Here is a 25,326-nt window from a genome sequence, read left to right on the forward strand (position 1 = left end):
TAGAGACTTGTTAGTCCATGAGAACAGCTGTTGCATTAACTGTCACGCGTACAGTGTCATCACCACCTTCGGCAACGGGTGCGGCCATGTCGGCAGCCATTTCCATCATTGCCATTGCACGGCCTTTATACATTGGCTGTGGGCGAGGCGGCATGTAGCCAGATGTGTTGACGTTTGCAAGGTGTACATCATCTTTACCAAGTGTTGCACCAATCGCTTTGGCTTTAGATTGTAGACGTTTTAGGGCCTCTAGCAGAAGCTCTTCACTAATTTTGGCGCTTTTTTCTTCACTGAGGTAGAAGTTCAGGCCGTTCATGACAAAACCAAGCTCTTGAATATCACCTGCTAGCTCAAGCAGTGTTGTGTTGTCTTCGCTATCTAGCACAATGCTGTGGCTAGCATACCAGCGTGTTTTAATGAGTTTGCCGTCTTTATTGCGCTCTTCACGTGAGTAAACGTTGTAATTTCCTGTTGTCACATCGATGGTTTTTTTCATCTTTGCAAGGGCGAGGGCTTTTTTCATTTTTGTGTTTACATCATCTTGTACACTGCGTGGGCTTACGCCTTTTGCTTCAACGCGTAGTGTCGCATTTAGACGGTCTTGTGCCACCTTACGTGTTGCCTGTTCGCTCAGTGTTACAAGTGTTGCATCGTTCGGCCATGTGCGCTCTTCTGCTTGTGCAGAAAAAGCAACTGTTAGGCTCATAAGAGAAAGAATTAGATATTTCATGGGGTTAGTTTGTCCTTGTTATTTGCATAAAAGTGTAAAGGACAAGAGCAAATGAAGCAAGGAGGGTTTGCTTTTAGATTGAGAGAAAATGGTTTATGATGCTCTCATGCTAAAACGAATTTTAATGCTCATTCTTGGTTTCAGTGCTCTTACAGGGCATGCCGAAAGTGAGCGCCCTACAGCCCGTATTTTTGATAAAACACAACTGATCTCTTTTGATTTTACACGCCTTCGTGTGCAAAAAGAGCGCCTTCTTGATGGCGGTACTTTGCCTGACTCTATTATGACCCTTGTGTTTCCTGAGGTGCTTCCTGTTGCTGCTGAACGAACTCTACAAGATGACGACTTTGTGGTTGGCGTTTCTATTAATGGAGATACACGTGCATACCCAGTTAAAATTCTTAACTGGCACCATGGGGTTAATGATCTTTTAGGCTCTGTACCTGTGTACGTAAGTTGGGACGCTCTTGCTGGAGCGGGCCTGGCGTTTAACCGCCTTGTAGAAGGGCAGGAGCTTATTTTTGGTCATACAGGTCTTGTGTATCAAGGGGCTGGTATTTTGTATGACCGTACACACCACTCGCTGTGGTCACCACTTGTTGGTGAGGCGATTTCAGGTGATTTCTCTGGAGGTAAACTCTCTTACCTTCCTGTGTTCATGACACGCTGGAAGATGTTTAAACAATCTTTCCCAGATGGAACAGTTTTGAACACGCAAACAGGCTATAGCCGCCCATACGATGTACACCCAATTAGTCCGACATTTGCGCGCGATACAAAGCTGGTATTCCCGACAAAATACTACGGTGATGAGCTACCACGTAAAGAGCTTGTTTACGGTGTAGAGCTCACACGCGGTAAGGATAAAGTTGCTGTGGCATTCAAGCTTTCGGAGCTTGTGAATTATGGCTCTGGTCGTTATGAGTTTAGGTTTGGTAAGGAGCGTATCCCGCTTGCTATTGAACCGATGAAGCCTTCAGGGCGTATTAAACTCCTCGCACCGCCTGAAGTGGATATTAAGGCGCATTATGCTTACTGGTATGCGTGGTCAGCGCACCACCCTCATGGGTTAGTGATTAAGAATTTCTCTCATGCAAAGCATGCAGGGGAAGAGATTGTGAACACGAAGCAGCTGGTACAGTTCTAGCGTTCTAAGTCAGGCTCGAGATCGTTTCTTGCCATTTCAAATGCATCATCAAGCTCAAGTGAGCCTTCAAGTTCTTGGTGCTTTTCTTCAAGCAGTTCCATGAGTTCTTGGTACATAGGATGGTTGAGATAGTTACGCTTAAGTAGGCGATAAATCTGACGAAGGTCAGACGCTGTGAGCGTGCCTTTTTTGAGTTTTATGGTCCACTCTTCTGGAAGCTGGAACGCCAGCAGAAGTTCTTCAAGTGTTGCCTTTGGTGTGCTCATATATAATAGATAAGCATTTTTAGAAGAGATTGCAATAAAAAGAGGAGCCTTTTGGCTCCTCTTTTTTATAAGTGCTACTTGCTAAAATTTGATCGTTCAAACAAGCGAAGCGTGTTAATGCACTGTTCATTTGGTGTTGTGTAAGCAACTTCAGTATATGTATCCAGCGTTGGACGTGGTGATGGTGTGTACAGGAACTTGTACGCGCCTTCAGCATCTCTTACGGCAAAACTTTGAGCACCGCGCTCAAATAGGGCGCTGTATAGGTTTTCTTTCCCTTCAATGAGGCTTGCACAAATAACAAAGTGTTCTGCCGTGTAGGGGTACGATGTTGCGTCGTGCTGTACCACTTGTACTTTACCTGTAAGGCCAAGTTTTTGAATAAGCTCTTGAGATAGAGTACATGCTTCATCATCGTAATCAATGCAAATTACATCGTAACCGTCCCACGCTGCAAAGAAGGCTGTAAATGGCATGGCACCAGACCCAAGGAAAACAAGTGTTTTGCCTTGTGCAGCTTCAGCAATAAGATCTTTTTCAAGGTCCCATAGAGCTTTGTAGTTATTGTAATACCAAAACTCTTTTAGGGTTTCTTGTGTTACGACGTCTTTTTCAATAAAGTGCGTTGCCCAGAATTTTTCCATCATGCACTCCGCTTCACCACAAAGCTTAGGAAGCTTTTGTGCTTCTTGCGTTAGGGCCTCTAGAGGCATGTATGAGCATTCACCACAGTTCTCAATGTGTGAAAGGTAAGATACCAGAGAAGAGAGAATGCGGTTTACATTTGGGTTGTGTGGAGAAAGATCTGTCTCTTTTTCAATTTCACCGCATAGCGTACGGATTTTTTCCGCGTGAGCTAAACCTTGTGAGTGAGTTGTTTGAGCGTCTTGCGCTTGAACTTGTGACATAACCAATCCCTTTATTGTATGCAGGTACTTTTAGAAGGGTTTTGCTATTCTGTCAAAAGTTAATTCTCTCGTAGCTGTAGTTTTTACCTTGCAGGTATTTTTTGCTGTTTGGTGAGACTTGACCCACAGGAACAAGGGCTGGCCCTGCGGGCTCGGTGAGAACATAGGTTTGACCATCAAGTCTTAGGGCCCAGTCATTATTTCCTTGAGGTACTCGGATTGCTAAAAAGGCATGCTCTGGTACATAGATCATCGCAACGCTTATAGACGGGTATAGGTTTTTAACAATGGCAGCGTACATGACACTTTTGCTGTCACAGTCTCCTTGGTTGTTCATAAGGATACCATATGGTGTCGCAAAACCTTGTCCGTTACTGGTCACGCGACTCACCAGAGTGTTATAAGGAATTGCTTGTACAAAATTAAGGGCATAGTCCAAAGTTTCACGCATGCTTTTGCCTTGGTTGGCTTGTTTGATCGCGGTTGCAACAGGGCGCATTTTAGCGACATATTCTTTAGCAATGCTGCCGTGGTCTGGCATCACATACTCGGTACCATTTTCAGTATAAGTTTTAAGGCCACGCTCCTTAAAATACTGGTCCTGAATTTTATCGAGCCTGTAATCCATCTGGCGTTGTACTTGGCTAAGTCTGTGCTGTGAACGTGCTTGGACGCTGTACATAACGCCTTTGTGTTTGAGTTTAACGTCAACCTTAGTTCCGCCCCCCTCAAGGGTGCGTGCGTACTTTTTAAGTTCTGAATATGTATGACGCTTTACATCTGTGGGGCTATAGGCTTTGAACCCTCGTGCACCCTCTCTAAAGTCATATGTTGGGACTGTAAAAGCAGTGCTACGCTTTTTGCCGTACATATCACGCCAAAGCATATGAATGTTGGTGCCGGAACTGAGTGAACGGGTATTGTAACTCAGTTGCCTTGCATACGCAGACGAGGCCCATGTAAAGGTTAGGGCGGAAATCACGAAAATGGTGATAAGGCTTCTCATTATTTACTTATGATAGGCCAAGCAAGAAAGGGTGCCTATAAATACCCCTGCAAAAAGCCCTCTCAAGTATGAGAGGGCTTTAAGGTGTGTGTCGATTCAGGCTTATAGCGTGCCGGCGGCAATCGCTATCATAATGCCGTAGATTGTAAAGTGCGCACATTGATCTGCAACGAGCCAAACGTAGAATTTATTGTCATAGATCATTTGGCAAGGCTTACCATCTTTGTCTTCGCCCATTGCGCTGTAACCTTTGCCTTTGGTGAGGTTCATTTTGCAATAGTCGATGATGTAGTGCGTCAGGAAGTCAAATACGAACAGCGCTCCAATCAGGCTTAGAGAAAGCTCAGGATGCACAGCGTACTTCCATACCAAAAGCGCTGCAAGTGCACCAAGGCCGTGGTTAAAGCTGTGTGCAATACCACCAGGGTGCAAGAATGTTCCCTTGTTTTTATAGTGCCATTCTGTCTGCCAAAGGCCATCTGCAAAGAAGTGCTTCAGCGCAAGAAGGAACCCGAGTACTGCGATTGCTATCGTCATGTATATCTCCATAAATAAACGGAAAAGTTAAATTTCCTCTTTATTCTATATTCTGGGGAAACTGTAAAGAAGTTTTCTTCTTAAAGTTTAGTACCCCAATTTCATTTCTACCATTGCGGCGATTTCTCTAAATGTTGTAATCCAACCTTTCTCGAGAGCTTCAGCAATTTCAAGGTGAAAACCTTTAATGTCTTCGTTTCTAATTTCAGAGAGCCAATCTTTAATGTCTCTGGCAATTTCTTCTCTAAGTATTTCTGTCAGGATGCCGTCATCATTGTCTTCATGCAATTTCACTTGGCGAATCACTTTGGGAATAAACTTAAATGCTTTGCCGCTTTCTGTAAGCCTAAGGCAAAACACTGAGGCGCCTGTGCAAAAAGAGGGGTCGCCTTCTTTGTAAATAGGTATGTCCTCAACCATGTCTCGCTTAAAGAGGGCTGCAATCGGGTGAGCGTAGGTTGGGAACCATCTTGAGGCTTCTTCAGCATCAACTTCAAACATGTTGTTATGGAGGGTTGGGAACTGCTCAATAAGGTGATGTTTACTGTTTACAGTTTCTGTGACGCCATAAACTGCAGCAAGCTCTTGCTCTTCTTCTGCTGCTTGTAAAAAGTGATCGAGATTGAGAGGGAGGAAGTCATCATCATCTTGGAAGTAAACATACGGGTTACTGCCTTGCTCAAGTGCTTTTTGGCGCAAAGCGTTTTGATTGCGGCGCTCTGTTTCTGTGGCTGTAAGAACTGTGACGCGAGGGAGGGGCAATACTTCGCGTGTATGGGCAAGCCAGTGCTCTAGCTTGAGCCTTTCATGGTCGGTGTCTGTATCAAACACAACAATAAAGTGGTGCCTAATCCACTTTTCTGGAGATTGGGCCGCCTCAACAAGAATATCTTTATAGACAGCTGCGCCACGCCGGGAGGGCGTTACGATATCTACAAGATCTGTACGTGTTAAGGGTGACTGATCCGTCATGTTTTATTGTAGGCTTTTTATTGGTTTATTATTTTTTACACTGCCCTTATGCCAGCACAAAAGCGTGGTTTTGTTTGGCATTCGTGCGTGGCAGGGGCAGCAACGCCCCCGCACCGTTATTTTGATTATGTTCCAAATAACGATAACCTACAGATTTTATGAGGATATTTGAACTCTAGCAAGCTCTGCTTTAGTAGTCAGCGCTCAATGTTTTGCTTCTTGTGTAAGATTCTGATGGGGAATCAGGAGAAGAAAACCTTAGCACAACCAAAGAGATCGCAAGGAGAATAAGCCCAATGATAACAAGCTTCACTGTTGGTGTGATGTGTTCTTCTGGTGTAACATCAATAATATGAGGTTCGTTGCGTCTCTGCCACATTCTGGTGATTCGGCGTTTCAAGTAATACACAAGAAACGGCAAGCTTAAGTTTAGAATGGTGAGTATGATTAGGCGTGTCATTTTACTATCCTCCTACAACAACTTGTGTCATTTGCCAGTAAATATCTTTAAATAAAATTGCCAGAACTGCGCCTGTGCATAGAAATGGTCCAAACGGAAGAGGGTCTTTCAGTTCTCCTTTTGAGAGTCCTTTACGAATAAAGATTGTAATAAGGCTAGAAAGAGAAGCGAAAAGCATCAAAATTGGAATGCCTGCAACACCCACCCAAGCACCAAGTGCAGCCATCAGTTTAATGTCGCCGCCACCCATGCCGTGTTTTCCAGTCACTTTAAAGAAAGTAAAAGCGAGAAGGGCAAACGCACCACCACCAATGGCGAGCCCCCACAGGCTTTCAGAGGAGCTGAGGCCACTTGTGAGAGGGCTTACGAGATAAAGTACTAGAATCATCGGTACAGTAATGTGATCTGGCAGAATAAAGTGTTTTACGTCAACTTCTGTAAGAAGGCTTAGGAGTAGGAATGCGCCGCCCCATGCAGCAAGTTGTTCTGTAGAAAGGTTTAAGCCCGTACTAAAAGTGTAAAGGGCAAATAGGGCGATATAGCCTGCAAAAATACAGTAAGTTCTTCCCGTGAAAAGCGCCGATTTTATAAGCGGGCGCTCATCTTTATCAAACGCGAAAAAGTCTTTTAAAAATTCCATAAACAGCAGTGTAGGCAAAAAAAGAAAGCCTTGGCATAAAAAAAACAAAAAAAGTGATATTTTCCCTTTGCAATTTTCTGCATACATTGTTATATACACTCTCAGTGCGCCCGTAGCTCAGCTGGATAGAGCGCGACACTACGGATGTCGAGGTCATGGGTTCGAATCCTTTCGGGCGCGCCATTTTCTTAGAAAACCATGACTTTCAATCAGTTTTTCCATGTAAAAAGCAACCCGTACAAGCAGGTGGTACAATCGCATGGCTAAGGTTTCGTATATTCAAAGACGAGGTGGAATCTATTATTTCCGCCATCCAGTCCCAAAATATTTAAAGAGTCTTCTCGGTCAAGGTGAGTTGATGTACTCGTTCAAGACCTACTGTTATGATGATGCCAAGGTAAAAGGGCTGTTTTTAGCTCAAATGGCAAAGAGGATGTTTCAGGTTATGTCTCAATCAAAAATGACAATTAGTGAAAGTGATGCAAAGCAAATCGTAAGAGAGTATTTCCATCACGGGCTTGTTAGGGTTAATGATGTGATTGAGTACGAGAGAAACTTACGTGATGTTGAGATACATGAGTTTGACGAACTTAGTAGGCCAACTACAATGAATAAAGACCAACTTACTACTACATATAAATAAAAAATACCCTAAAATCGGTATCCCACTGAAACGGCGCCGAACATGGCATTGCTGCTTTGGTTATCAAACTCTTTTGTACGCCAGTTGATGGTATAGGAAATACGAGCACGGCCTTTTGTGAGACTTACGCCGGTATTAAAATCAGCAACAAAAGGTTTTTTATCAACAGAGTGGCTATCTTTAAAAGTATTTCCATCTAAAAAGATGTTACGGGCAATGGCTCTACCTTCAATTCCTGCAAACAATGACCAAGCAAAAGCGCCTTCAGGGACTGCAAAATAACCTGACCCTGGTATTGCTGGTCTTACGCGAATAGGCGGAGTTTGCCACTGGTATTTCTTAGGGGTTAGCTGAAATGTTGCGCCTGCTGCGCCATAAGTATAAACATTACCAAGTGTTGCCCCGACGTGAGGAGATACTCTGAGAAGCAAACCCTTAAACTCTTCTGTATGAGCCTCAGGCCAAACCCTTTCTGCACTCAGCATTATAGCAGGTTCATCTTTTAGCTGATTATCCCATCCCTTAGGGTCTTGCGCGCCCGACCACCTGTGCACTGTTTTTTGCGTTTCTTTACCAAGCGCTGATGGGCCTACAACACCTAAGGCAAGTTCTACGTTATCAACATGGTTATCTTCTAGAGTGGAAGCGCCTATTGCCCCGTAAAGAAAGCCTGCATAGGGTCTATCGTTTGGCTGAGCAGCACTTACGGTTAGGTCTTGTGGTGTATAAAGGTTTTGCCCGATACTGTAGTAAACAGAGCTGGTTTCTGTAATATCAATGCCCGGAACTTTATTGAGGGTATTTTTGATTTTGTTAGGCATTCTGGCGCCAGTATCATAGTGGGATAGTCGGGCCCCATTGGTGTAATACTTGTCTGATCCTGTGAAAAGGTCATTCTCAAAGGTGAATGTAAAAAATTGGTCGTCTCTTTCAATAAGAGTATCAGGGATACGCTCTTCAAAGGTTTCTTCGGCTTTATTCTCAGTATATGCCACCCCATGAAAAACCATGAAGAGTGAATATGCAGAGGCAAAAACTAAGCACTGTTTTATTCTGGTAGGGTTCAATTTTTTGAGTAACCTTTCTTGTCATATTTTAGGCTGTGAACATGTTTAAAAGTAACAGCCGAGTATCGGGGTATCCTAAAATATTATGTTTTAATCATAAGAGAAAGGTGCTTCGAAAGCACCTTTCTTGGATTTTATTTATGCGGTTGGCGGTCTACGACCATCAATCAAAGCAAAAATAAGGCTGATGACGAAGAGGACTACAAAGATGTAGAACACAAACATCGCAATATCAGTTGCTGCAGCCGCAATACCACCAAAACCAAAGAGGGCTGCGATAAGGGCAACTACAAAAAAGATAAGTGCTAATCTTAACATTGTTACATTCCTTCATTTGTTAATATGTTTTTCAAACGTAAACTTATTATGCTTACCTTTACGTAAAGGTTCTAAGGGGAATCATCTTTGTATGTATAAAAAAACTATAAAGATTTAAATTTATACAATTTATTGATTTTTATATTTTTTTTACTTTTTTTATATCACTTATCCGCAGAAATTTTATACAGGCCTCGCCATACTTTGATCATGTTCAAACACATAAAAAGGAGGAACATAAAATGCCAAAACCAGTAACAAATGGTGCTGACACAAGTAAAGAGTGGAAAGCTGTCCAGTCTGACTTGAACGCCCTTAAAACAGATGTGACGAAGCTGACACAAAAGTTTCAAAATGACATCACAGAAACAGCAAAAACAAAAACTGCTGAAGCAAAAGCTTACGGAAAAGAAAAAATTGAAAATGTAGAATCACGTGTGCAAGCGCGCCCTCTTGCCAGCATGGCAATCGCTTTTGGTGCGGGTCTTGTACTGAGCTCAGTTCTACTAAAAGGTAAGCGTAACAATGGCTAATATTGAACACCTCAGTTTGATTGCGTCTGATTACATTGCCGCAAGGTTTGCCAAACCAAAAGCGTATGCAAGTAAAAAATTTATAGCACTCATGCTTTTAGCTGGGGCAAGTCTTGTGGCGACAACAATTACCGCAATCATTGCATGCTACACACTGATGGTAAACGCGACAGCACTTTCTGAAACGTCAGCCATTCTCATAGTGTGCGGAGTGTCAGCAACAGTTGCTGCTCTCTCAGGCTGGGGTGCATACCTTGCTTTTAAAAGCGAAGAGCGTAAAGCATACATGCAAACACGTGCATTGTGCGACGGCGCTGCCAAGGAACTTCTGCATTTGTTTGATAGTGATGTAACCAAACCAGTGCAAGACAACCCTTTTGTCAGTGTTGCGGTTGCTGCCATTGCAGGTGCATTTATCGGGCAGAAATTACACTAACGCCCAGCTACAAACAAAACAATGAAAGGAAAACATACAATGAAAACTTATACAAAAACCCTAACAGCTGCTGCATTGCTTACGACAACAGCACTTACTATGACGGCATATGCTATGGACAATGCTGAAAAAAGTGCTAAGCAAAACGTAACACATTACAGTGCTGAAGACATGAATCAAGCTTGGGACAACACCAAGGATGCCGCTGCTGAGACGTGGAAAGATACTAAAGAAGTGACTGCTGATGCTTGGGACGCCACAAAAGAGGGTGCCAATGACATCTACTCGGAAGTGAAACACTTTGTAACCAGTGAAGAGCAAATTGTTCCTAATGTACCCCATGCGATGGTGAGTGAGAACAGTACAACAAGCTATATCCTAGGAAATGCTGTACGTGACATGAGCGGTAATGAAATTGCCACAATTCAAGATATCATCATAAATGAAGAGGGATCTATCGAAGGATTTATTCTTTCAAGTGGTGGTGTGTTTGGCCTAGGTAGCCGTCTTGTGATGGTTCAGCCAAACAGCCTAAGTTTTAACAGCAATGGTGAAGCTGCAATTATGGTTTCTAAAGATGCTTATGAAAGTATGGCAGAGTTTAGTTACGACACAGACAGTCGTAACACTGTGACTCTTTCAGACAATCAACTTTCAATTAGAAACTTGAAAGATGGTGTTTTGAAGACAAAAGGTGGCGAGTCAGTTGCTGATATTGATGACCTTGTCATTGAACGTGGTGAAGTGAAACACGTCATTGCAACTTTCGGCGGAACATTTGGTATGAACGAAACCAGTGCTGCAGTTCCTTTTGAAAACACGACTGTTGAAAGTGTTGAAGGTGGAAAAATGTCTCATATCGTTATGAGCCCTAACCAGACTCGCGCTTTCTACACGCTACAGACCCGTCTAGAAAGTTAAAGTAAAGATAGACGTTAGCCCACCCCTAAGTCTCTACAGAGTGTATTTAGGGGTGAGGCATCGTCTTAATCATAGAATAGAAAGGATTTATTATGAGTAAAAATGCAATCATTCTTGGTCTTGTCATTATTGTGGCCGTAGGAGCACTGATTTTGATAGAGGAAAGAAACGATGGACCTCTAGAAAATGCTGCCGAGTCATTCAGTGAAAGCGCTGAATCATTTGGTGAGTCGGTTGAAAACGCCGCAGGCTCTTAAAAAATTACTACAAATTAAAAATAAGGAAATTTAAAATGAAATATATGAAAACACTGATAACAACTGGTTTTGTAAGTGCTTCTGTTATGGGTGCAGCTTTTGCTGAATCAAAATTTAACGAGTACCTTACAGAAGACTATAATAGCCTGTCGGCTCTAGAAATGCATACTACTGATCTGGACGATACACGCCATTTAAAAAACCGTGCTGTGAAAGTTGCATCTGGTCAAACAGTAGTGCCTATGGAGCTGAATCGTACTACGCTTTCAAATAGCGATTATGATGCTTTGACTGAAGCTCGTAACGATTTAAATCGTGTGCTAGATGCTGGTGCTAGAAACGAAATTCCACGCCTAGCTGCACGAGCGCAATCTAGTTTTGATTGCATGGTTATTCACTCTGAAGAACAAATGCGTAATCACAACCTTGCAAATTGCACGGAAGAATTTGTGAGCGCAATGAAAGAGTTGAATGCCATATACCCAGATCGTATTGTTAAAATGCAGTATGTTGCGACGCTGCCAACCCAAAAGAGGCCTGTTGTAAAGCCTACAACAGAACGCGTATCATTTGCTCTTGATAGCTATACGTTGGATGCCGCTGATAAGCGTGTGCTGAGTAGCATCGCAAATGATGTGAAAAACTCAAATGAACGCCATATTAAAGTGTTAGGTTTTGCCGATACCACAGGAACAGAAGCCTATAACAAATGGATTTCTGAGAAGCGTGCAGACAGTGTAGTCTCATACTTGAGTGGTCAGTTAGACGGTGAAGTTACGTTCGATACAACAGCTTTTGGTGAGAATAACCTGCCTGTTGAAACACGTGATGGTGTCGCGAACTCTAAAAACCGTATTGTAAAAATAACGTATTAATCGGTTTTTAATTTAAAAAGAGGGCTCCGGCCCTCTTTTTTTACGCGTATTAAATCCACTTATATTTTTTTTATAAACTATGAAATCTCTTCAACAGCATCTTTATAAGTGCCCCCTTATACTATGAACATGGTTAACAAAAAAGGAGAACCAATAATGAAAAATACAGCTAAAAAATTAAACGAATTGGTTAAGATTTGTAATGATGGTAAAGACTTTTACCGCAAAGGTGCTGAGGATGTAAATAATCCTGAGCTTAAAAATCTGTTTACGATTATGGCGAATGCTCGTGAAAAAGCTATTGACGATATGGAACCCTTCATTGACGGCCGTGGTTATGAAGTAGAAGAAAACGGAACCGTTTCAGGGACACTGCGCCAAGGGTATGCATCTATGCAGAAGCTTTTCCGTGATGATGAAAAAGTACTGATTGAGCAGCTTGAAGAAGTAGAAGATAAAACACTTGAAGCTTTTGAAGATGCTATGCATGACGATGTGCCACCAAACATTAATGCTGTGATTGCAAGCAACTTTACAACGTTTAAAGAGACGCACCAAACCATGCGCAACCTTAAGCAAAGTCTGTAGTGTTTGCCACCCCAAAAAACGCGCCGAAAGGCGCGTTTTTTTTATGGTTTAATCGCTTGGTTCTTTATCGCTTTCACCCGTAATTTTTTTGCGGATAACTCCAAAACCGATAAGCGTGAACAAAACAATTATTGTTATCATTATAGCCGGTAAAAAAAGCCCAAACCCGCAAAACAATCCAATACAACCTGAGACCCAAATACTTGTACCCGTGGCTGTACCAGTTACATCAGCACTACCCTGTTTAATAATCGCACCAGCTGCGACAAAACCAATGCCTGTAAGCACACCTGCAACGACTTTAGCAACATCAAATTTAAGCGTATCAGCGTAAAACTGCATCATATAACCAACTTCAAGTGTTAGAATGCCAAGACCTGAAGCCCCTAAGCAAATAAACATGTAAGCTCTAAAATCAATCGGTTTATTTTTATAATCACGATCTAACCCAAGGAGTAATCCTAAAAAGGCGGCTAAAACAAGCCTTATCGCCATATCGCTTGCACTGAGGCTATAAGTTTCAAAAAGTGTTTCAATCATAATTTAGTCCTTTTTTACAATCGCAAATTTATAGCCTATACCCTGTTCGGTTAATAAATAAGCAGGGGTGTTGGGGTCTTGCTCAATTTTTTTACGAAGCTGGCCCATATAAACCCGTAAATACTGGCTGTCGTCAGCGTAACCTGCACCCCAAACTTCTTTAAGAAGTTGGCGGTGGGTAATCACTTTTCCAGCATTAATCGCAAGGTATTTTAAAAGATTAAATTCTTTAGGAGAAAGTTTAATTTTTTCACCATCAATCGTCACTGTGCGTGAAGGAAGGTCAATATGCAGTGGGCCACTTTCAATGGTTGTGTCGCCAGCATTTTCTTCCTGAGCAACGCGGCGCAAAATACTGCCTACACGGGCAATCAGCTCATCCACGCCAAAAGGTTTCACCATATAATCATCTGCGCCACGGTCCAAAGCTTTTACTTTTTCGTCTTCACCGTCACGGACTGAAAGCACTAAAATGGGGACCGATGTCCACTCTCGGACCTTCACAATTACATCTTGACCATCAAGTTTTGGAAGACCTAAATCCAGAATCACCATGTCGGGTTTAATCGCTGCTACGAGCCGTACAGCTTCAGCACCATCTTCGGCTTCTTCTACGGCAAAGCCATTGGCTTTGAGGCTTACGCGTAAGAATTTACGAATTTGCGCTTCGTCGTCTACAATCAGTATTTTGGGTTTTATGATGCTGTCATTCATACTCTACATGCTCCTTTGGTAAAAACAATTGGAAAACGGCGCCTAATGTTCCGTCTTTACGGTTAAAGGCTTTTATACTGCCACTATGGGCTTCCATAATACCGTGCGCAATAGCAAGGCCAAGGCCTGTGCCTGTTTGGCTGTCCTGCTTTTCTGCGCGGTAGAATTTGTCAAATAAATGGCTAATGGCGTTTTCATCTAGGCCCTTACCATTATCAATCACGCTGATAAAAACACCACCTGATTTTTCTGGCTCAATTTGAAGGGTAATTTCAGCAGATTTGCCAGCATACTTAAGGGCATTATCAACAAGGTTAAACAGAACTTGACCCAATAAAACGGGATCAACATATACTGTAACATCGTCGCCGAGCATAGTGCTAACCTGCATATTATGTGTCGATGCAATCCCCTTAAAGCGTCCCAGAGTGTTATGTGCCATTTCTAGCAAGGGATGCCACCCTTGTTTGAGAGACAAAGCTCCTGCTTCAATTTTTGAAATATCCAATATATTGCTAATAAATTGGTTAAGGCGATTTGCTTCGTTGATTGCGCTATCAATGAGATCATCTCGATCCTCCTTATCGATGGAATCACCGTAAGATTTTACCGTTGATAAAGACCCTACAATGCCCACAAGTGGTGTTTTAAGGTCATGAGAAATAGAGGAGAGTAGAGCACTACGCAATTTTTCGCGCTCATTTGCAATAAGCGTTTCTTGTATAGTTTTTTCAAGCGTATAACGCTCTGCTAAAGAAATGGTAATTTTTGTCAGCTTATCAATAAGCGCTTTTTGCTTGAACGCTTCGTTTTTATCTTTTTCATCAAATATAACAATTCCTAAAGGCTGCTTCTCCGTTTCAAATATCCAAGTCACTGCGTTTTGTATCGACTTTTGATTTTGCTTGAGAAGCGCATTCTCAATTTCATGTCTGCGTTCTTCGGTTAAAATTTCTTCATAAGGGCCGTAGTACTCAAATTGCTGCTCAGGCGTTAATACACAGACCGTATTTTTAAGGCTAAGGTCGTTTTTAAGAGTTTTATGAAAAATGTCTAAGACAGCAGAGCTGGTTTGAGTGTTTACAAGTTTATTGAGGTAATCAGATAAAATAGTATGTTCACGTGTTTGTGTGATTTGAAAGTGCGTTGTTTTACGGAGCGCCGCGTGGGTCAATACATTGACAAGAATTGAGCAAAAGACGAAGACAATGGCAATGGCAATGTCACTGAACTCATTAATTAAAAATGTATGGAGTGGCTTCATAAAAAAGAAGTTATAGGCAAGGTAAGCCATAAAGCCACTCATAAGGCCTGCATATAAACCTGTAAAAAGCGCAACAGAAACCATGCCCGTCATGTAAACAAGAGCATTGAGTGCAGGAATTGTTTGGAAGTTTTTCTCCAGGATGTGAAGCACAAAAGTACAAATAAATACTGTTAAAATTGATATACAAGTGTCAAAAAAAATGGTTTTTAATTTGGCTGATTTAAACCTTTCTGTAAGCTCAGAAAAGTAACTTTTGGCATTAGGGTTTGATACAGTTGCATGTTGCACTGCATGCTCTAAAGCAAATGATAGAGCAATTTGCCGATTATGCTCGGTCCATTCAGGTTGAACAAATGTTTTAATGTGTTCTTGAATGATGGGGTATCTTTTTAAAGGGAGCCTTTTAAAAGTTTTTGTTGCTGTTAAAACGGATGTATCTACTATCTCAATTTTATCCGCGGATAGCACAGTACTCCGAAACAAAAGCTGTGATGTACTCAGAGTGAAAGGTTTAGAATAGCTTGTTGCTACACCCTCAATTTGAAACGTATCTAAGCAGGCATATACGTCAATACCAGCCTCTAAAAGAGAATCTATGACCGTTATGCGCTCTTTTACGGTGTCGCAACCTTGAGGGATAAGTGTGCCAATAGCAACAATATTGGGCTTTGCTTCTATTAACCCGTCTAAAGCCTCTGGATTGGATAAAACATCTTCATGAGCCAGCCTTTCGAGGGACTGATTCATGTTTTTGAGCATGCGGTTTACTGTTGTTTTGTGCGCGTGATAATTTGGATTTAGTGAGGAAACATAGACTGTTTCTCCAGACTCATAGCGTTCAGTCACTTCATTCAGCATCTGCAGAACTTTACCAGAGTGCGGCATAACACCAATGAAAAGCTTGAAAAGCCCTTTTGGGCTGTGCTCAATGTCGGTGTTTTTAGAAAACTCTGCCATACATGTAATATGGCAATAAAAGTGTAAAAAAACTATAAAGATTTTAACATACCTCTAAAAAGAGGCATGTTAAAACCGTTAATACTGTTTAGTAACGCTCCCCCTGAATGCGCTCACCAGTGCGTTCAAGGTCTTCACCAAAGCCATCACCCGTATTATTTCCACCGAAATAAATCACACCTGCAACAGCTGCAACTCCAATTACAAACCACATATTCTTTCTCCTTGTTTGTTAATCTATATTGATATTCAGTATGGTTAAAGCCTTGTTAAAAAACGATACGGTTCTAAAAAGTGTTTTGTAAATTTTTTATAAAGATATGCAAAAGGCCTGTGGTCTGATCCAAGGTGAGGGCTAATAAAAGCTGCACTGACCTCTATATGCTGGCTGACTAAAATGTTTCTGAAACTGGTTGAACGTGCTGTTTGTGAGTTGAGTCGTATTTTTACAGCTAAGTTTAACGGAGAAGTTGACGTTGAAATTGAAGATAGTTTGTTTAATGGCTTACAAAAGCCTGTCGCTATCTCAGCTGTACAGGATTTTAAGTTTAGCGAGGTGTATCCTAAGTGGTTAAACGAGGATAAATCGCAAAAGAAACGTACTGTGGAGTCTAAGAATCAGGCGAAAAACCTCTTTATCTTGCTTGAGGCCTCTTTTTTGTTTTTCTATTGTTATAACCTGTTTGTTTCCTTACCGTATTTATATGACAAAAGTTTCACTTATTCATGATGTACAAAGCTGTACAATTTGCGAGATTGATTTGCCGTATGGCGCACGGCCAGTATTTCAGGTTCATCCTAAAGCCAAGATTTTAATTGCAGGACAAGCGCCTGGGCGTCGTGTGCATGAAACAGGTATTCCATTTCATGATCCTAGCGGGGACCGTTTACGTGAGTGGATGGGGATAGACAAAGAAACCTTTTATAACGCAGAGAAGGTGGCAATTCTTCCTATGGGATTTTGTTATCCTGGTACGGGCAAGTCGGGAGATCTCCCACCAAGAAAAGAATGTGCAGCAGCATGGAGGGAGAGGCTCCTTGCGTATATACCAGATATTCAGCTGACGCTCCTTATTGGTGAGTATGCACAAAAGTGGCACTTAGGTGAGGCTTATAAAGGTCAAGTGACGGCAACTGTTCAGGCTTGTCAGGAATATGCTCCGCAGTATATTCCTCTTCCACACCCTTCACCACGCAACAATATATGGCTCAAAAAGAATCTTTGGTTTGAGCGGGAAACCCTACCTGTTTTGAAAAAACGGGTACATCAGTCACTTGTTTAAGTGAACAAATAAAGGTCGCACACTGTCAGAAGTTGTGTTTATATGTTCTAATGTGGGACGCTATAATAAATGTGTAGCAAGGAGAAATACAATGATTGTGAATTCGTCAGCAGCAGCAAAATCATTATTAGAAGCCCTAGAAATGGTGAAATCAAATGCAGCCGTTTGGCGTGCTGTACATGTTTATATTCCTTCTATGAAAAACTCATGGGATATGATGAACCTTCAAACAGCAATTCAAAATATAAGGAAGTGCATCCCTGATCATTATATGGCTCAGGCATTCTTTTGTGAAACAGGCGATGTTTTTGTTCTGCTACGTGGCGCAAGCGCTGAGCTTATGGCTAAGGTTCAAGAGATTACAGTTTTATCTTTGAGTAAAGGACAAGAAAGCCGTGAGGTCACGAAGACACTTTACGAGCTTGGCACTCAGTGGAGCCAGCTAAAAGAAATGGCTGCAAAAATTTCAATAGAGTCTCAAAAGTATCTTGTGGTTAAAGAAATGCCAGTAGATGAGCGCGTGAATCATGTTTTAAGCCGCACTAATATGAACTTTGTACAATCTCTTATTAAACTGAGGGAGAAGAGAAAGCATCTCCATATTTTGATTGCAGAGGATGATGATCTTTTGCAGCAATATGTGTCTAGCATGCTGACAGATTATACACTCATTAAAGCCAGAAAAGGTGAAGACGTACTTGTAAGCTACCTGTTGAATGCTCCGGATATGGTTTTCCTTGATATTGAACTTCCAGAAATTAATGGTCACCGCCTTCTTGAAGAAATGAAAAAAGTAGATCGTGATGTTTTTGCTGTGATGATGAGTGGCCATACGCAAATGAAGCATGTAAAGAGAAGTATTCAATCAGGTGCCAAGGGTTTTGTTGCAAAGCCTTTCCAAAAAGAAAAGATTAAAAGTTGTGTAGAAGCTTGTGCAAACCTAAAGGGTTTATATGCTATGTCTGGTTAAAACGACTTCATGAGGACAGAACCGCAGCAGCGCTGCGGTTCTTTTTTATACAGACTTTCTAAAGGTGTGTTGGTTATGTGTCATGCTGTGATAACATGTTGAAAACTTTGTCTGTTTAAGGGCTGTTTGGAGACTGTCAGGTTTTTAGTTTTTAGTGTAAATGGATTACAATAGGACACCATAAGGTGGTACCGAGTAAGGAGAATACGTGATGATTATTAACTCTTTTAGAGCTGCGGATATGCTGCTCCAAACCCTAGATAATATTAAGCCACGCGCAACAGCGTGGCGCGCCTTACATGTGCACGTTCCATCCGCAGGTGGAAACATGATTGGTTTACAAGAACCTCTTTACCAGATTCAAGAAAACATTTCTCAAAACCGAAAAGCTCAAGCCTTTTTCTGTGATACAGGAGATATCTTTATTCTTCTAAGAGGAGCCCGTATGGATGAGCTTGAAGATTTGAAAGACGTTATCCTTGATGCCTTTGCTGGTGAGATTGAAGCCAGAGATGCTTATGTGCATATTCTTGATTTGAGTGTGAAGTGGTCTTTCCTAAAAGGTCTTGCTGAGAAAGTTTCAGAAGAAGAGCGTAAAGCTTTCGAAAAAGAAAACATGACAGCAGAAAAATGCATTGCGCGTGTGATTGACCAAGTCGATATGGATTATGCAAAAGGCCTTCTGGCGCAAAGGGAACACCGTAAAGGCGTGCATATTCTTGTCGCTGAAGATGATGAGTTTACACAGCAAATTGTTGGTAATATTTTACGAGATTTTACCGTCATTAAGGCAACTAATGGGCCAGAGGTACTTTCAAGCTATCTGCTAAATGCACCAGATATGGTTTTCTTAGATATTAATTTGCCAATGATTGATGGCCATAAACTTCTTGATGAGATTATGACATTTGACCCAGAAGCCTTTGTTGTAATGCTCAGCGGGAATAGCCAGATTAAAAATGTGATGAAAAGCATGGACGCTGGTGCCAAAGGTTTTGTCACAAAACCTTTCCCAAGAGAGAAGCTCGAAAATTACGCCAAAATGTGTGCCACATTTAAAGAGTCACACATGCGCGTCGTCGGTGGATGATGTATTGTGGCGGGCAATAAAGCCGCAATAAACCAAGCAGAAATGCTTCGGTTTATGAGCCACATGGCTCTGGTTACCAACAAAGCGCAAAGTTTTGAGAGTGCGGTTGAAAAAGTCCTAGAACTAACCTGTTCTTTGCCTTACTGGGATATAGGTCATGTCTATAAGCGCCATACCGTGAATGAATCTATGACCTGTATGGGTATTTGGTATGGTGCTGATGAGGATCTTTATGCATCTTTTAAAGATGCGACAAGGCATTTTGATACACCTGTAACGCAGGGGTGGATTGGTGTAATTGCACAAGCCAAGATTCCGCTTTGGATTGAAAATATTCGTAAAGAGTCCACTTATATGAGAGCCGAGGCCGCTGCGAGCGCACAGCTTATGAGTGCTATGGCCTGTCCTGTTGTTGTAGCAGATAAAACAGTAGCCATTCTTGAATTTTATAGCAAAAAACGTCATGCACCTGATGATGAGCTTCTAGAAGTTTTTGCCAATATTGGAACCCAGCTTGCTTACGCCTATGAGCGTCAACAGCATGGTTTGCATATGAAACATGTGCAGGAAAAGCAAGAGGATATGCTAAAGAAATTGAAGCTTGCGCACTTGCGTGCTGAATCTGTGACAAGAGAGCTTGAAATTAATTTAGCAGAATCGAATCGCTTAAGGGAAGTTGCTGAACAAGCCAATCTTTCAAAGAGCGAATTTCTCGCAAACATGAGCCATGAACTCCGTACACCTATGAACGGGGTACTTGGTATGGCCGAGCTTTTAAGTGGGACAGATTTATCCCCTGAACAGCAATCTTATGCGACAAAAATTGTTTCATCAGGGTCTGCATTTCTCAATATTTTGAATGATATTTTAGATTTTTCTAAAATTGAAGCTGGTGCACTGGAGCTTGAGTTTGCGCCGTTTGAAATTCATAGCATTTGTGATCAGGCGATGGGTTTTATCAAAATGGCTGCTGAACAAAAAGGTTTAGACGTTTCACTTCAGGTTGATGAAATGGTTCCAGCATATGTCATGGGAGATTCTGGCAGATTGCGTCAAGTGTTGACAAACCTACTTGGGAACTCCGTTAAGTTTACAGAGGAGGGGCATATCTCTGTACGTGTTTCTGCATTGCAAGCTAAAGGGCCTATCTGTTTTGTTGTCTTTGATGTGATTGATACAGGAGTTGGGATTGAGCAGGATAAGCTCTCAACAATTTTTGATAAATTTACGCAGGTGGATAACTCTAATACGCGTAAATTTGGTGGGGCGGGCCTTGGTCTTGCTATTACAAAAGAGCTGGTTGCCATGATGGGTGGTGAGATCAAAGTAGATAGCTCTATTGGTTTTGGGTCTACGTTCTCAGTCCGTATTCCATTTACAGAAGCCTCTGCTGAAGACTTACAGTTAAGCACAGAAGTTGAAGAACACTTCTCTAAAGGTAAATCAAATTTGCCATGTGAAGATGCGCGTATCCTTCTTGCTGAAGATGATGAAGTAAATAGAGAGGTTGCGATTAAGTTTTTAAAGAAACTTGGTATCCACCGTATTACCTGTGCTGAAAACGGTAAAGTTGCGTTAGAAATGTTTGAAAATGACCGTTTTGATCTTATTTTAATGGATTGTCAAATGCCTGAAATGGACGGTTTTGATGTCACGAAAATTATCCGTAACGTGGAAGAGGCTACGCTGGAACATATTCCCATTATAGCTATTACAGCCAATGCCATGGTTGGCGATAAAGAGAAATGTTTGCAAGCAGGAATGGATAGCTATCTGTCAAAGCCTTTACAGGTGTGTGAGCTAAAAGAAGAGCTTTCTCCTTACATTGTATTTGATGGAGATCAGCAAGAGCTAAACGGTAGCGGTGTATTTGATAATCAACTTCCTGTGAATATGGGACATTTGGATGTGGTTTGTAGCGGGCATTGGTCTGCGAAGAGAGAGCTTTTTAACCTGTTTATTGAAAATGGCAAAAAGGATATTGAGTCTTTAAAAGAGTCTGCATCCTGCGGAGATCTGAAATCTTGGATGAAATGTACCCATCGCCTGAAAGGCGCATCTGGCAACTTAGGTGCTGAAACATTTAGTAAAATCTGTGAGGTGTCAGAAAAAAACGCAAATGAAACCTCTAGAGAAGAGAAAGAGAAGCAAATTGAATCGATTCAAGAGGCTATGACAACAATTGAGGAATTTTACGCAAAAATAAGCGAAGAAGCCACACTACATCCCTAAATTTGTAATGTGAGCGGGCAAAATAACAAAGAATACTTTTAAAGGGGATAAATTTTGGATCATGCTAGAGTAATGACTCAGACGATTGCTATTGTAAACCCGAGTGAAGCGGAAACCAAGTCTATTGGTGCGCTACTCAACCGTATAGGATACAGCTACCGTGCTTATGAAAGCGCGGAGCAGTTTATTAATGTCCTTGCCAATAAAAGCAAAGAAGCTCCAGGGATTCTTATGGTGGATGCCGAGTTGAGTGGTTTAAATGGTTTTGAGCTTCTACAGCTTATTCGTATGGGTGAACACAATATTTCTTCTATTGTTATGGCACCTGAAGGTGACATTGATGCAGCCATGAAAGCCATCCAGGCTGGTGCAGATGACTATGTTGTTAAGCCTATTAACAACCAGCGTTTACGTGTTGCGCTCGATCATGTGTCTGAAAAACGTAGTATGCGTGTAGAGCTTTCTGCGCTCCGCCAAAGTTTACAAAAGAAAATTAAATTTAGTGACATTGTAGGCGATAGTCCTGCGATGAAAACGCTGTACAGGCTTATGCATAAGGCTGCTGAGAGTGAAGTTTCTGTTCTTGTTCTTGGTGAATCAGGTGTAGGTAAAGAAATGGTGGCGCGTGCGATTCATTCTACAAGCCCAAGAAGCAAAAGCCCATTTGTTGCCGTAAACTGCGGAGCCATTCCAGAGCAGCTTGTTGAAAGTGTGCTTTTTGGTCATAAAAAAGGTGCTTTTACTGGCGCAGATAGTGATGCGATTGGTAAATTTGAAGCCGCAACGGGTGGTACGCTCTTCCTTGATGAAGTGGGAGAATTGTCTCTTAATATGCAAGTAAAGCTCCTTCGTGCTCTACAAGAACGTGAGGTTGATCCTGTAGGTTCAAGCATGCCTGTTCCGGTTAATGTACGTATTGTGGCTGCAACCAATCGTGACTTGAAAGAGATGGTTCAGCAAGGTCGTTTTAGAGAAGACCTGTTTTACCGCCTAAACATTTTCCCAGTTCACATTCCTGCTCTGCGTGAGAGGGAAGGGGATGTGGTCTTGCTTGCTAAGCACTTTCTCGATGTTTACAACGCGACACATAACAAGAAGAAGTCACTCACCCCTCCTGCAGAGAAATTTATCTCAAGCCTGCCTTGGCCCGGTAATGTACGCCAGCTTGAAAACGCAATCACCAGAACAGCGCTTTTAACGGATGCAAACAAGCTAGAAAAGAACGATTTTTACTGGCTTAGTACAGATATGGAAAGCCTTACACCAGCTTCTCACGCTGACGCGTCTAGCTCAGACAGTGAGGGGATCGCACCGCTGAGTGAAGTGGAGCGTGCTCATATTCAGAAGGCTGTCTTTGCCCTACAAGGAAACTTGGCAGAAGTTGCGCGTCGTTTGGAAGTGTCTCGTTCAACACTTTACAGGAAGTTGGAACAATACGGTTTAGACCATGTCTTCACGAGTAAGGACGCGTCTTAAACAGTCTTTAAAAAATCAGTAAAGCTTGGGTATTTCAGCTCAGTCTGAAGTGCCTCTTTGATTTTTTGGTTTTCTACCTTTCTAAAGCCTTCCCCACCAAACCCTTTGCTCATGTTATTGGACTGAGGAAGTGTCATTGGATCGATGTTGAGTTTTTTACAAGCCTCTAAAACAGTACTCCTCGTGCTGGCAGGTGCGTCATCACTGATATTAAATATGCCTGTTAAGCGCTGCTCCATAAGCCCAAGCGTGAGCGTCACAATATCATCTACATGAATGCGACAGATCGGGCCAGCCTCTTCAGGGAGGTTTTGCTTACCGTCTTTAAGGCGTTGAAGCGTATTTTTATCATCCCCATAAATGCCACTCAGTCGCATGATGGCAAGGGGCGCGGTTGTGGTTTTATATTTAGTCTCGCAGGCGATGCGTGCCAAAGCGCGCTCATTTTGGGCGCCAAGAGAACTCTCTTCATTGACCCAATTTCCTTGGGCGTTGCCATAAACACCTGTCGTAGAGTAATAGCCAAGCCATTCTAAAGTTTTGGGGAGTTTACCTGTATAAGATTTAAGGAAAGGATCTTTCCCGTCTTGTGGAGGTGTTGTGACCAGAATATGTGTCAGGTCTTCTGGTAGCGGATCTCCAAATAAGAGTGGTGTTGCACCAGCCTTTGTAATTTCAAGGAAATTTTCTGTGTTACGGCTGGTTGCCCATACCTTATAACCACGCGAAACCGCCTCTTTTACAAGGTGTTTGCCGACATATCCAAAACCTATGATCAAAACCTGCATAAAATTGCATCACTTTTTATAATGGGGTATACTTCGTATCTACCCCTTATCCTATAGATAAGAGCAGATGAATCAATGGGTGAAGATAAAATAATTCAGTTTGTTAAACTTTTTTCTGTATTTCCATGTCAGGGGGTTGACGTGTATCTATTTGCGCCCCATACCACAAAAACACTCGCGGTAAATTGAGTTTAGGGTGAAGATGTGAAACAGGCCTTTAACAATGTTAATATGATAGACCTCCTTAAGGGGGTTCTTGCCACTGTTCAAGATGGCATTTTCATTGTTAAACCAATAGAAACAGGTGAGTTTCTTGTTACCGATGTGAACCGCGCGATGACCAAATTCCTTGGTCGTGATATGTCAGGTATGTTTGTAAGTGACGCGCTAGAAGAGCGCAGTGCCCGCTGGTTCAAAAAACAGTTTCTACACGTTATTCGTACTGGTAACGATGTCATGCTGCGCACAGATGCAGGTGTGATGGGGAATGCCGGTCAATTTATTCAAGTTAAACTTATGCCAATTATGGGCGACGATCGGGTTCAACTGATTGTAGGGAGCGTTCATGTGATGACGGAAACAAACCGTCTCAAAGATAACGCGCGCCGTCACCGCGATCGTTACGCGACGGCACTAGAGTACGCGCCATATGGTGTATGTTTTGTGACAGAAGATGGCTCACCAACAATGGTAAACCGTGCACTTACACGCTGGCTTAACCAGCCAATGAATAGCTTGATGCGTTCTAAGGTGGCTGATTTTGTGCACCCAGATGAGCGTGAAGTCTTTAACCAAGCGCTTCGCCAAGTGTTTAAAACAGGCCGTGTGTATCGTGGTATGGACATTCGCTTAATGAATGATCAAGCCGATGATATCTGGACATCTCTGAATATCTCTCGCATGCAAGATGCAATGGGAGGGTCTGACAGTGTCATTCTTCAGTTTGTAGATATTACGCGTCGTAAAGAAAATGAAGAACGTCTTTCTCGTCTTGCGCGCCGTGACCACCTGACTGGCCTAGCCAACCGTATGGTGTTTGAAGAAGAGTTAGATATGACATTGAAGAACGCAAAGCGTTACAAGCGTAGCGGTGCGATTCTGTACATTGACCTTGATGACTTTAAGCAAATTAATGATGTGTTTGGTCACAATGCTGGTGATGCGGTTCTGAAAGAAGTTGCCAGAACACTTGGTGTTCAAACGCGTGAAACAGATATTATTGCGCGCCTTGGCGGCGATGAATTTGCTGTGATTCTACAAGAAGTCAGTGAAAGTGTTGCGCGCGACAAAGCAGATGCTGTGCGTAAAGCCATTAACAGTGCGTGTATTAGCCATGAAGGCAAACAAATTGCCATTCGTGGAAGTGTTGGTCTGCAAACATTTAGTGGTGTAGAAGACCTGAACCGCCAAAGTCTGCTTGATGCGGCTGACCGCCAAATGTACCGCGTGAAGAACGCATCCAAAGCTGACCTCCCAGTCAACCTTTAGATTCTACTCTACAGTTCTGCAAATACGTTTTTAGTCCAGTACTCAGGCTCATGTATTGTTTATACATATCGCCTTTCATGCTTCCTAAAAACGCATTTTCGATGGCTGTAGAGCGAGTCTCTCATGTTCTGAATAAACCAACATAAATCCGTAAGATTTTTGCGGGAATATATAGCCTAAATGCTGAAATAGCGTTACACTCCAGCTGTTAACACAT

The 25,326-nt window shown here is 42.2% G+C and carries 30 protein-coding genes and 1 tRNA gene; 16 read left to right on the forward strand and 15 right to left on the reverse strand.

Going from position 1 to position 25,326, the window contains the following annotated elements:
* Window positions 1-10: 10 nt before the first annotated feature.
* Complete coding sequence (locus VX730_04820; protein MEC9291707.1) at window positions 11-730, reverse strand: SIMPL domain-containing protein; 720 nt, start codon at window positions 728-730, stop codon at window positions 11-13.
* A 106-nt stretch (window positions 731-836) separates the two neighbouring features.
* Between VX730_04820 and VX730_04825 the strand changes: the two genes are divergently transcribed.
* The gene (locus VX730_04825; protein ID MEC9291708.1) at window positions 837-1,877 is read left to right on the forward strand and encodes a DUF3179 domain-containing (seleno)protein; all 1,041 of its coding nucleotides are present in this window, start codon (window positions 837-839) and stop codon (window positions 1,875-1,877) included.
* Here the strand turns inward: VX730_04825 and VX730_04830 are convergent.
* The 7 genes from VX730_04830 to VX730_04860 all read right to left on the reverse strand — a co-directional run bounded on the left by VX730_04830 (window position 1,874) and on the right by VX730_04860 (window position 6,666).
* A complete protein-coding gene (locus tag VX730_04830) occupies window positions 1,874-2,143 on the reverse strand; it encodes a hypothetical protein (GenBank protein MEC9291709.1) in 270 nt (89 codons plus the stop codon). The two genes, VX730_04825 and VX730_04830, sit on opposite strands and share 4 nt — an antisense overlap.
* Window positions 2,144-2,217: 74 nt before the next feature.
* On the reverse strand, window positions 2,218-3,051 hold the full coding sequence (locus tag VX730_04835; protein MEC9291710.1) for a nicotianamine synthase family protein: 834 nt from the start codon (window positions 3,049-3,051) through the stop codon (window positions 2,218-2,220).
* A 52-nt stretch (window positions 3,052-3,103) separates the two neighbouring features.
* Window positions 3,104-3,937, reverse strand: coding sequence for a hypothetical protein (locus VX730_04840; GenBank protein MEC9291711.1), 834 nt, complete (start codon window positions 3,935-3,937; stop codon window positions 3,104-3,106).
* 222 nt (window positions 3,938-4,159) lie between these two features.
* Window positions 4,160-4,594 carry a DUF3307 domain-containing protein gene (locus VX730_04845; GenBank protein MEC9291712.1) on the reverse strand — a complete coding sequence of 145 codons (435 nt, stop codon included), beginning with the start codon at window positions 4,592-4,594 and terminating at the stop codon, window positions 4,160-4,162.
* Window positions 4,595-4,681: 87 nt separating this feature from the next.
* Entirely contained in the window at window positions 4,682-5,566 is an 885-nt protein-coding gene (locus VX730_04850) for a hypothetical protein (protein ID MEC9291713.1), read from the reverse strand.
* Between the two features lie 190 nt (window positions 5,567-5,756).
* Window positions 5,757-6,026 carry a hypothetical protein gene (locus VX730_04855; GenBank protein ID MEC9291714.1) on the reverse strand — a complete coding sequence of 90 codons (270 nt, stop codon included), beginning with the start codon at window positions 6,024-6,026 and terminating at the stop codon, window positions 5,757-5,759.
* A gap of 4 nt (window positions 6,027-6,030) precedes the next feature.
* Window positions 6,031-6,666 (reverse strand): A24 family peptidase, encoded by a 636-nt coding sequence (locus VX730_04860; GenBank protein MEC9291715.1) that lies wholly within the window; start codon window positions 6,664-6,666, stop codon window positions 6,031-6,033.
* A 106-nt stretch (window positions 6,667-6,772) separates the two neighbouring features.
* On the opposite strand from VX730_04860, the gene VX730_04865 reads away from it, so the two are divergent.
* Both VX730_04865 and VX730_04870 read left to right on the forward strand, forming a co-directional pair.
* Window positions 6,773-6,849: transfer RNA gene (locus VX730_04865), tRNA-Arg, on the forward strand.
* Window positions 6,850-6,925: 76 nt separating this feature from the next.
* Window positions 6,926-7,309, forward strand: a complete 384-nt coding sequence (locus tag VX730_04870) for a DUF6538 domain-containing protein (GenBank protein ID MEC9291716.1) — start codon at window positions 6,926-6,928, stop codon at window positions 7,307-7,309.
* 8 nt (window positions 7,310-7,317) lie between these two features.
* Here VX730_04870 and VX730_04875 read toward each other — a convergent pair whose 3' ends face one another.
* Window positions 7,318-8,319 carry a lipid A deacylase LpxR family protein gene (locus VX730_04875; protein ID MEC9291717.1) on the reverse strand — a complete coding sequence of 334 codons (1,002 nt, stop codon included), beginning with the start codon at window positions 8,317-8,319 and terminating at the stop codon, window positions 7,318-7,320.
* A gap of 195 nt (window positions 8,320-8,514) precedes the next feature.
* Window positions 8,515-8,694, reverse strand: a complete 180-nt coding sequence (locus VX730_04880; protein ID MEC9291718.1) for a DUF1328 domain-containing protein — start codon at window positions 8,692-8,694, stop codon at window positions 8,515-8,517.
* A 242-nt stretch (window positions 8,695-8,936) separates the two neighbouring features.
* Between VX730_04880 and VX730_04885 the strand changes: the two genes are divergently transcribed.
* The 6 genes from VX730_04885 to VX730_04910 all read left to right on the forward strand — a co-directional run bounded on the left by VX730_04885 (window position 8,937) and on the right by VX730_04910 (window position 12,304).
* Window positions 8,937-9,227 (forward strand): hypothetical protein, encoded by a 291-nt coding sequence (locus tag VX730_04885; protein ID MEC9291719.1) that lies wholly within the window; start codon window positions 8,937-8,939, stop codon window positions 9,225-9,227.
* Entirely contained in the window at window positions 9,220-9,663 is a 444-nt protein-coding gene (locus VX730_04890) for a hypothetical protein (protein MEC9291720.1), read from the forward strand. The genes VX730_04885 and VX730_04890 overlap by 8 nt, the downstream gene beginning before the upstream one ends.
* Window positions 9,664-9,702: 39 nt before the next feature.
* Window positions 9,703-10,584 (forward strand): PRC-barrel domain-containing protein, encoded by an 882-nt coding sequence (locus tag VX730_04895; GenBank protein ID MEC9291721.1) that lies wholly within the window; start codon window positions 9,703-9,705, stop codon window positions 10,582-10,584.
* 92 nt (window positions 10,585-10,676) lie between these two features.
* The gene (locus tag VX730_04900) at window positions 10,677-10,841 is read left to right on the forward strand and encodes a hypothetical protein (GenBank protein MEC9291722.1); all 165 of its coding nucleotides are present in this window, start codon (window positions 10,677-10,679) and stop codon (window positions 10,839-10,841) included.
* Window positions 10,842-10,876: 35 nt separating this feature from the next.
* On the forward strand, window positions 10,877-11,716 hold the full coding sequence (locus VX730_04905; protein ID MEC9291723.1) for an OmpA family protein: 840 nt from the start codon (window positions 10,877-10,879) through the stop codon (window positions 11,714-11,716).
* A gap of 156 nt (window positions 11,717-11,872) precedes the next feature.
* Window positions 11,873-12,304 carry a PA2169 family four-helix-bundle protein gene (locus VX730_04910; GenBank protein ID MEC9291724.1) on the forward strand — a complete coding sequence of 144 codons (432 nt, stop codon included), beginning with the start codon at window positions 11,873-11,875 and terminating at the stop codon, window positions 12,302-12,304.
* A 48-nt stretch (window positions 12,305-12,352) separates the two neighbouring features.
* On the opposite strand, the gene VX730_04915 is transcribed toward VX730_04910, so the two are convergent.
* The 4 genes from VX730_04915 to VX730_04930 all read right to left on the reverse strand — a co-directional run bounded on the left by VX730_04915 (window position 12,353) and on the right by VX730_04930 (window position 15,996).
* On the reverse strand, window positions 12,353-12,844 hold the full coding sequence (locus VX730_04915; GenBank protein ID MEC9291725.1) for an MgtC/SapB family protein: 492 nt from the start codon (window positions 12,842-12,844) through the stop codon (window positions 12,353-12,355).
* Window positions 12,845-12,847: 3 nt separating this feature from the next.
* Window positions 12,848-13,558 (reverse strand): response regulator transcription factor, encoded by a 711-nt coding sequence (locus VX730_04920; protein MEC9291726.1) that lies wholly within the window; start codon window positions 13,556-13,558, stop codon window positions 12,848-12,850.
* Window positions 13,551-15,782, reverse strand: a complete 2,232-nt coding sequence (locus tag VX730_04925) for an ATP-binding protein (protein ID MEC9291727.1) — start codon at window positions 15,780-15,782, stop codon at window positions 13,551-13,553. Before VX730_04925 ends, VX730_04920 begins: the two co-directional genes overlap by 8 nt.
* 88 nt (window positions 15,783-15,870) lie before the next feature.
* Complete coding sequence (locus tag VX730_04930; protein ID MEC9291728.1) at window positions 15,871-15,996, reverse strand: entericidin EcnA/B family protein; 126 nt, start codon at window positions 15,994-15,996, stop codon at window positions 15,871-15,873.
* A gap of 183 nt (window positions 15,997-16,179) precedes the next feature.
* On the opposite strand from VX730_04930, the gene VX730_04935 reads away from it, so the two are divergent.
* The 6 genes from VX730_04935 (at window position 16,180) to VX730_04960 (ending at window position 22,833) form a co-directional block, all read left to right on the forward strand.
* Window positions 16,180-16,512 (forward strand): hypothetical protein, encoded by a 333-nt coding sequence (locus VX730_04935; GenBank protein ID MEC9291729.1) that lies wholly within the window; start codon window positions 16,180-16,182, stop codon window positions 16,510-16,512.
* A complete protein-coding gene (locus VX730_04940) occupies window positions 16,487-17,065 on the forward strand; it encodes a uracil-DNA glycosylase family protein (GenBank protein MEC9291730.1) in 579 nt (192 codons plus the stop codon). The genes VX730_04935 and VX730_04940 overlap by 26 nt, the downstream gene beginning before the upstream one ends.
* A gap of 91 nt (window positions 17,066-17,156) precedes the next feature.
* Complete coding sequence (locus VX730_04945; GenBank protein MEC9291731.1) at window positions 17,157-18,035, forward strand: response regulator; 879 nt, start codon at window positions 17,157-17,159, stop codon at window positions 18,033-18,035.
* Between the two features lie 211 nt (window positions 18,036-18,246).
* Window positions 18,247-19,125, forward strand: coding sequence for a response regulator (locus tag VX730_04950; GenBank protein MEC9291732.1), 879 nt, complete (start codon window positions 18,247-18,249; stop codon window positions 19,123-19,125).
* A 54-nt stretch (window positions 19,126-19,179) separates the two neighbouring features.
* Window positions 19,180-21,357, forward strand: coding sequence for an ATP-binding protein (locus VX730_04955; GenBank protein ID MEC9291733.1), 2,178 nt, complete (start codon window positions 19,180-19,182; stop codon window positions 21,355-21,357).
* A 72-nt stretch (window positions 21,358-21,429) separates the two neighbouring features.
* Window positions 21,430-22,833, forward strand: a complete 1,404-nt coding sequence (locus tag VX730_04960) for a sigma-54 dependent transcriptional regulator (protein ID MEC9291734.1) — start codon at window positions 21,430-21,432, stop codon at window positions 22,831-22,833.
* Here the strand turns inward: VX730_04960 and VX730_04965 are convergent.
* Window positions 22,830-23,621 carry a hypothetical protein gene (locus tag VX730_04965; protein MEC9291735.1) on the reverse strand — a complete coding sequence of 264 codons (792 nt, stop codon included), beginning with the start codon at window positions 23,619-23,621 and terminating at the stop codon, window positions 22,830-22,832. The two genes, VX730_04960 and VX730_04965, sit on opposite strands and share 4 nt — an antisense overlap.
* A 231-nt stretch (window positions 23,622-23,852) precedes the next feature.
* Here VX730_04965 and VX730_04970 point away from each other — a divergent pair, with 231 nt between their 5' ends.
* Window positions 23,853-25,109, forward strand: a complete 1,257-nt coding sequence (locus VX730_04970) for a sensor domain-containing diguanylate cyclase (protein MEC9291736.1) — start codon at window positions 23,853-23,855, stop codon at window positions 25,107-25,109.
* Window positions 25,110-25,326: the final 217 nt, after the last annotated feature.

The sequence above is a fragment of the Pseudomonadota bacterium genome, from assembly GCA_036141575.1.
In the GTDB taxonomy this organism is placed as follows: Bacteria; Pseudomonadota; Alphaproteobacteria; order UBA2136; family JAPKEQ01; genus JAPKEQ01.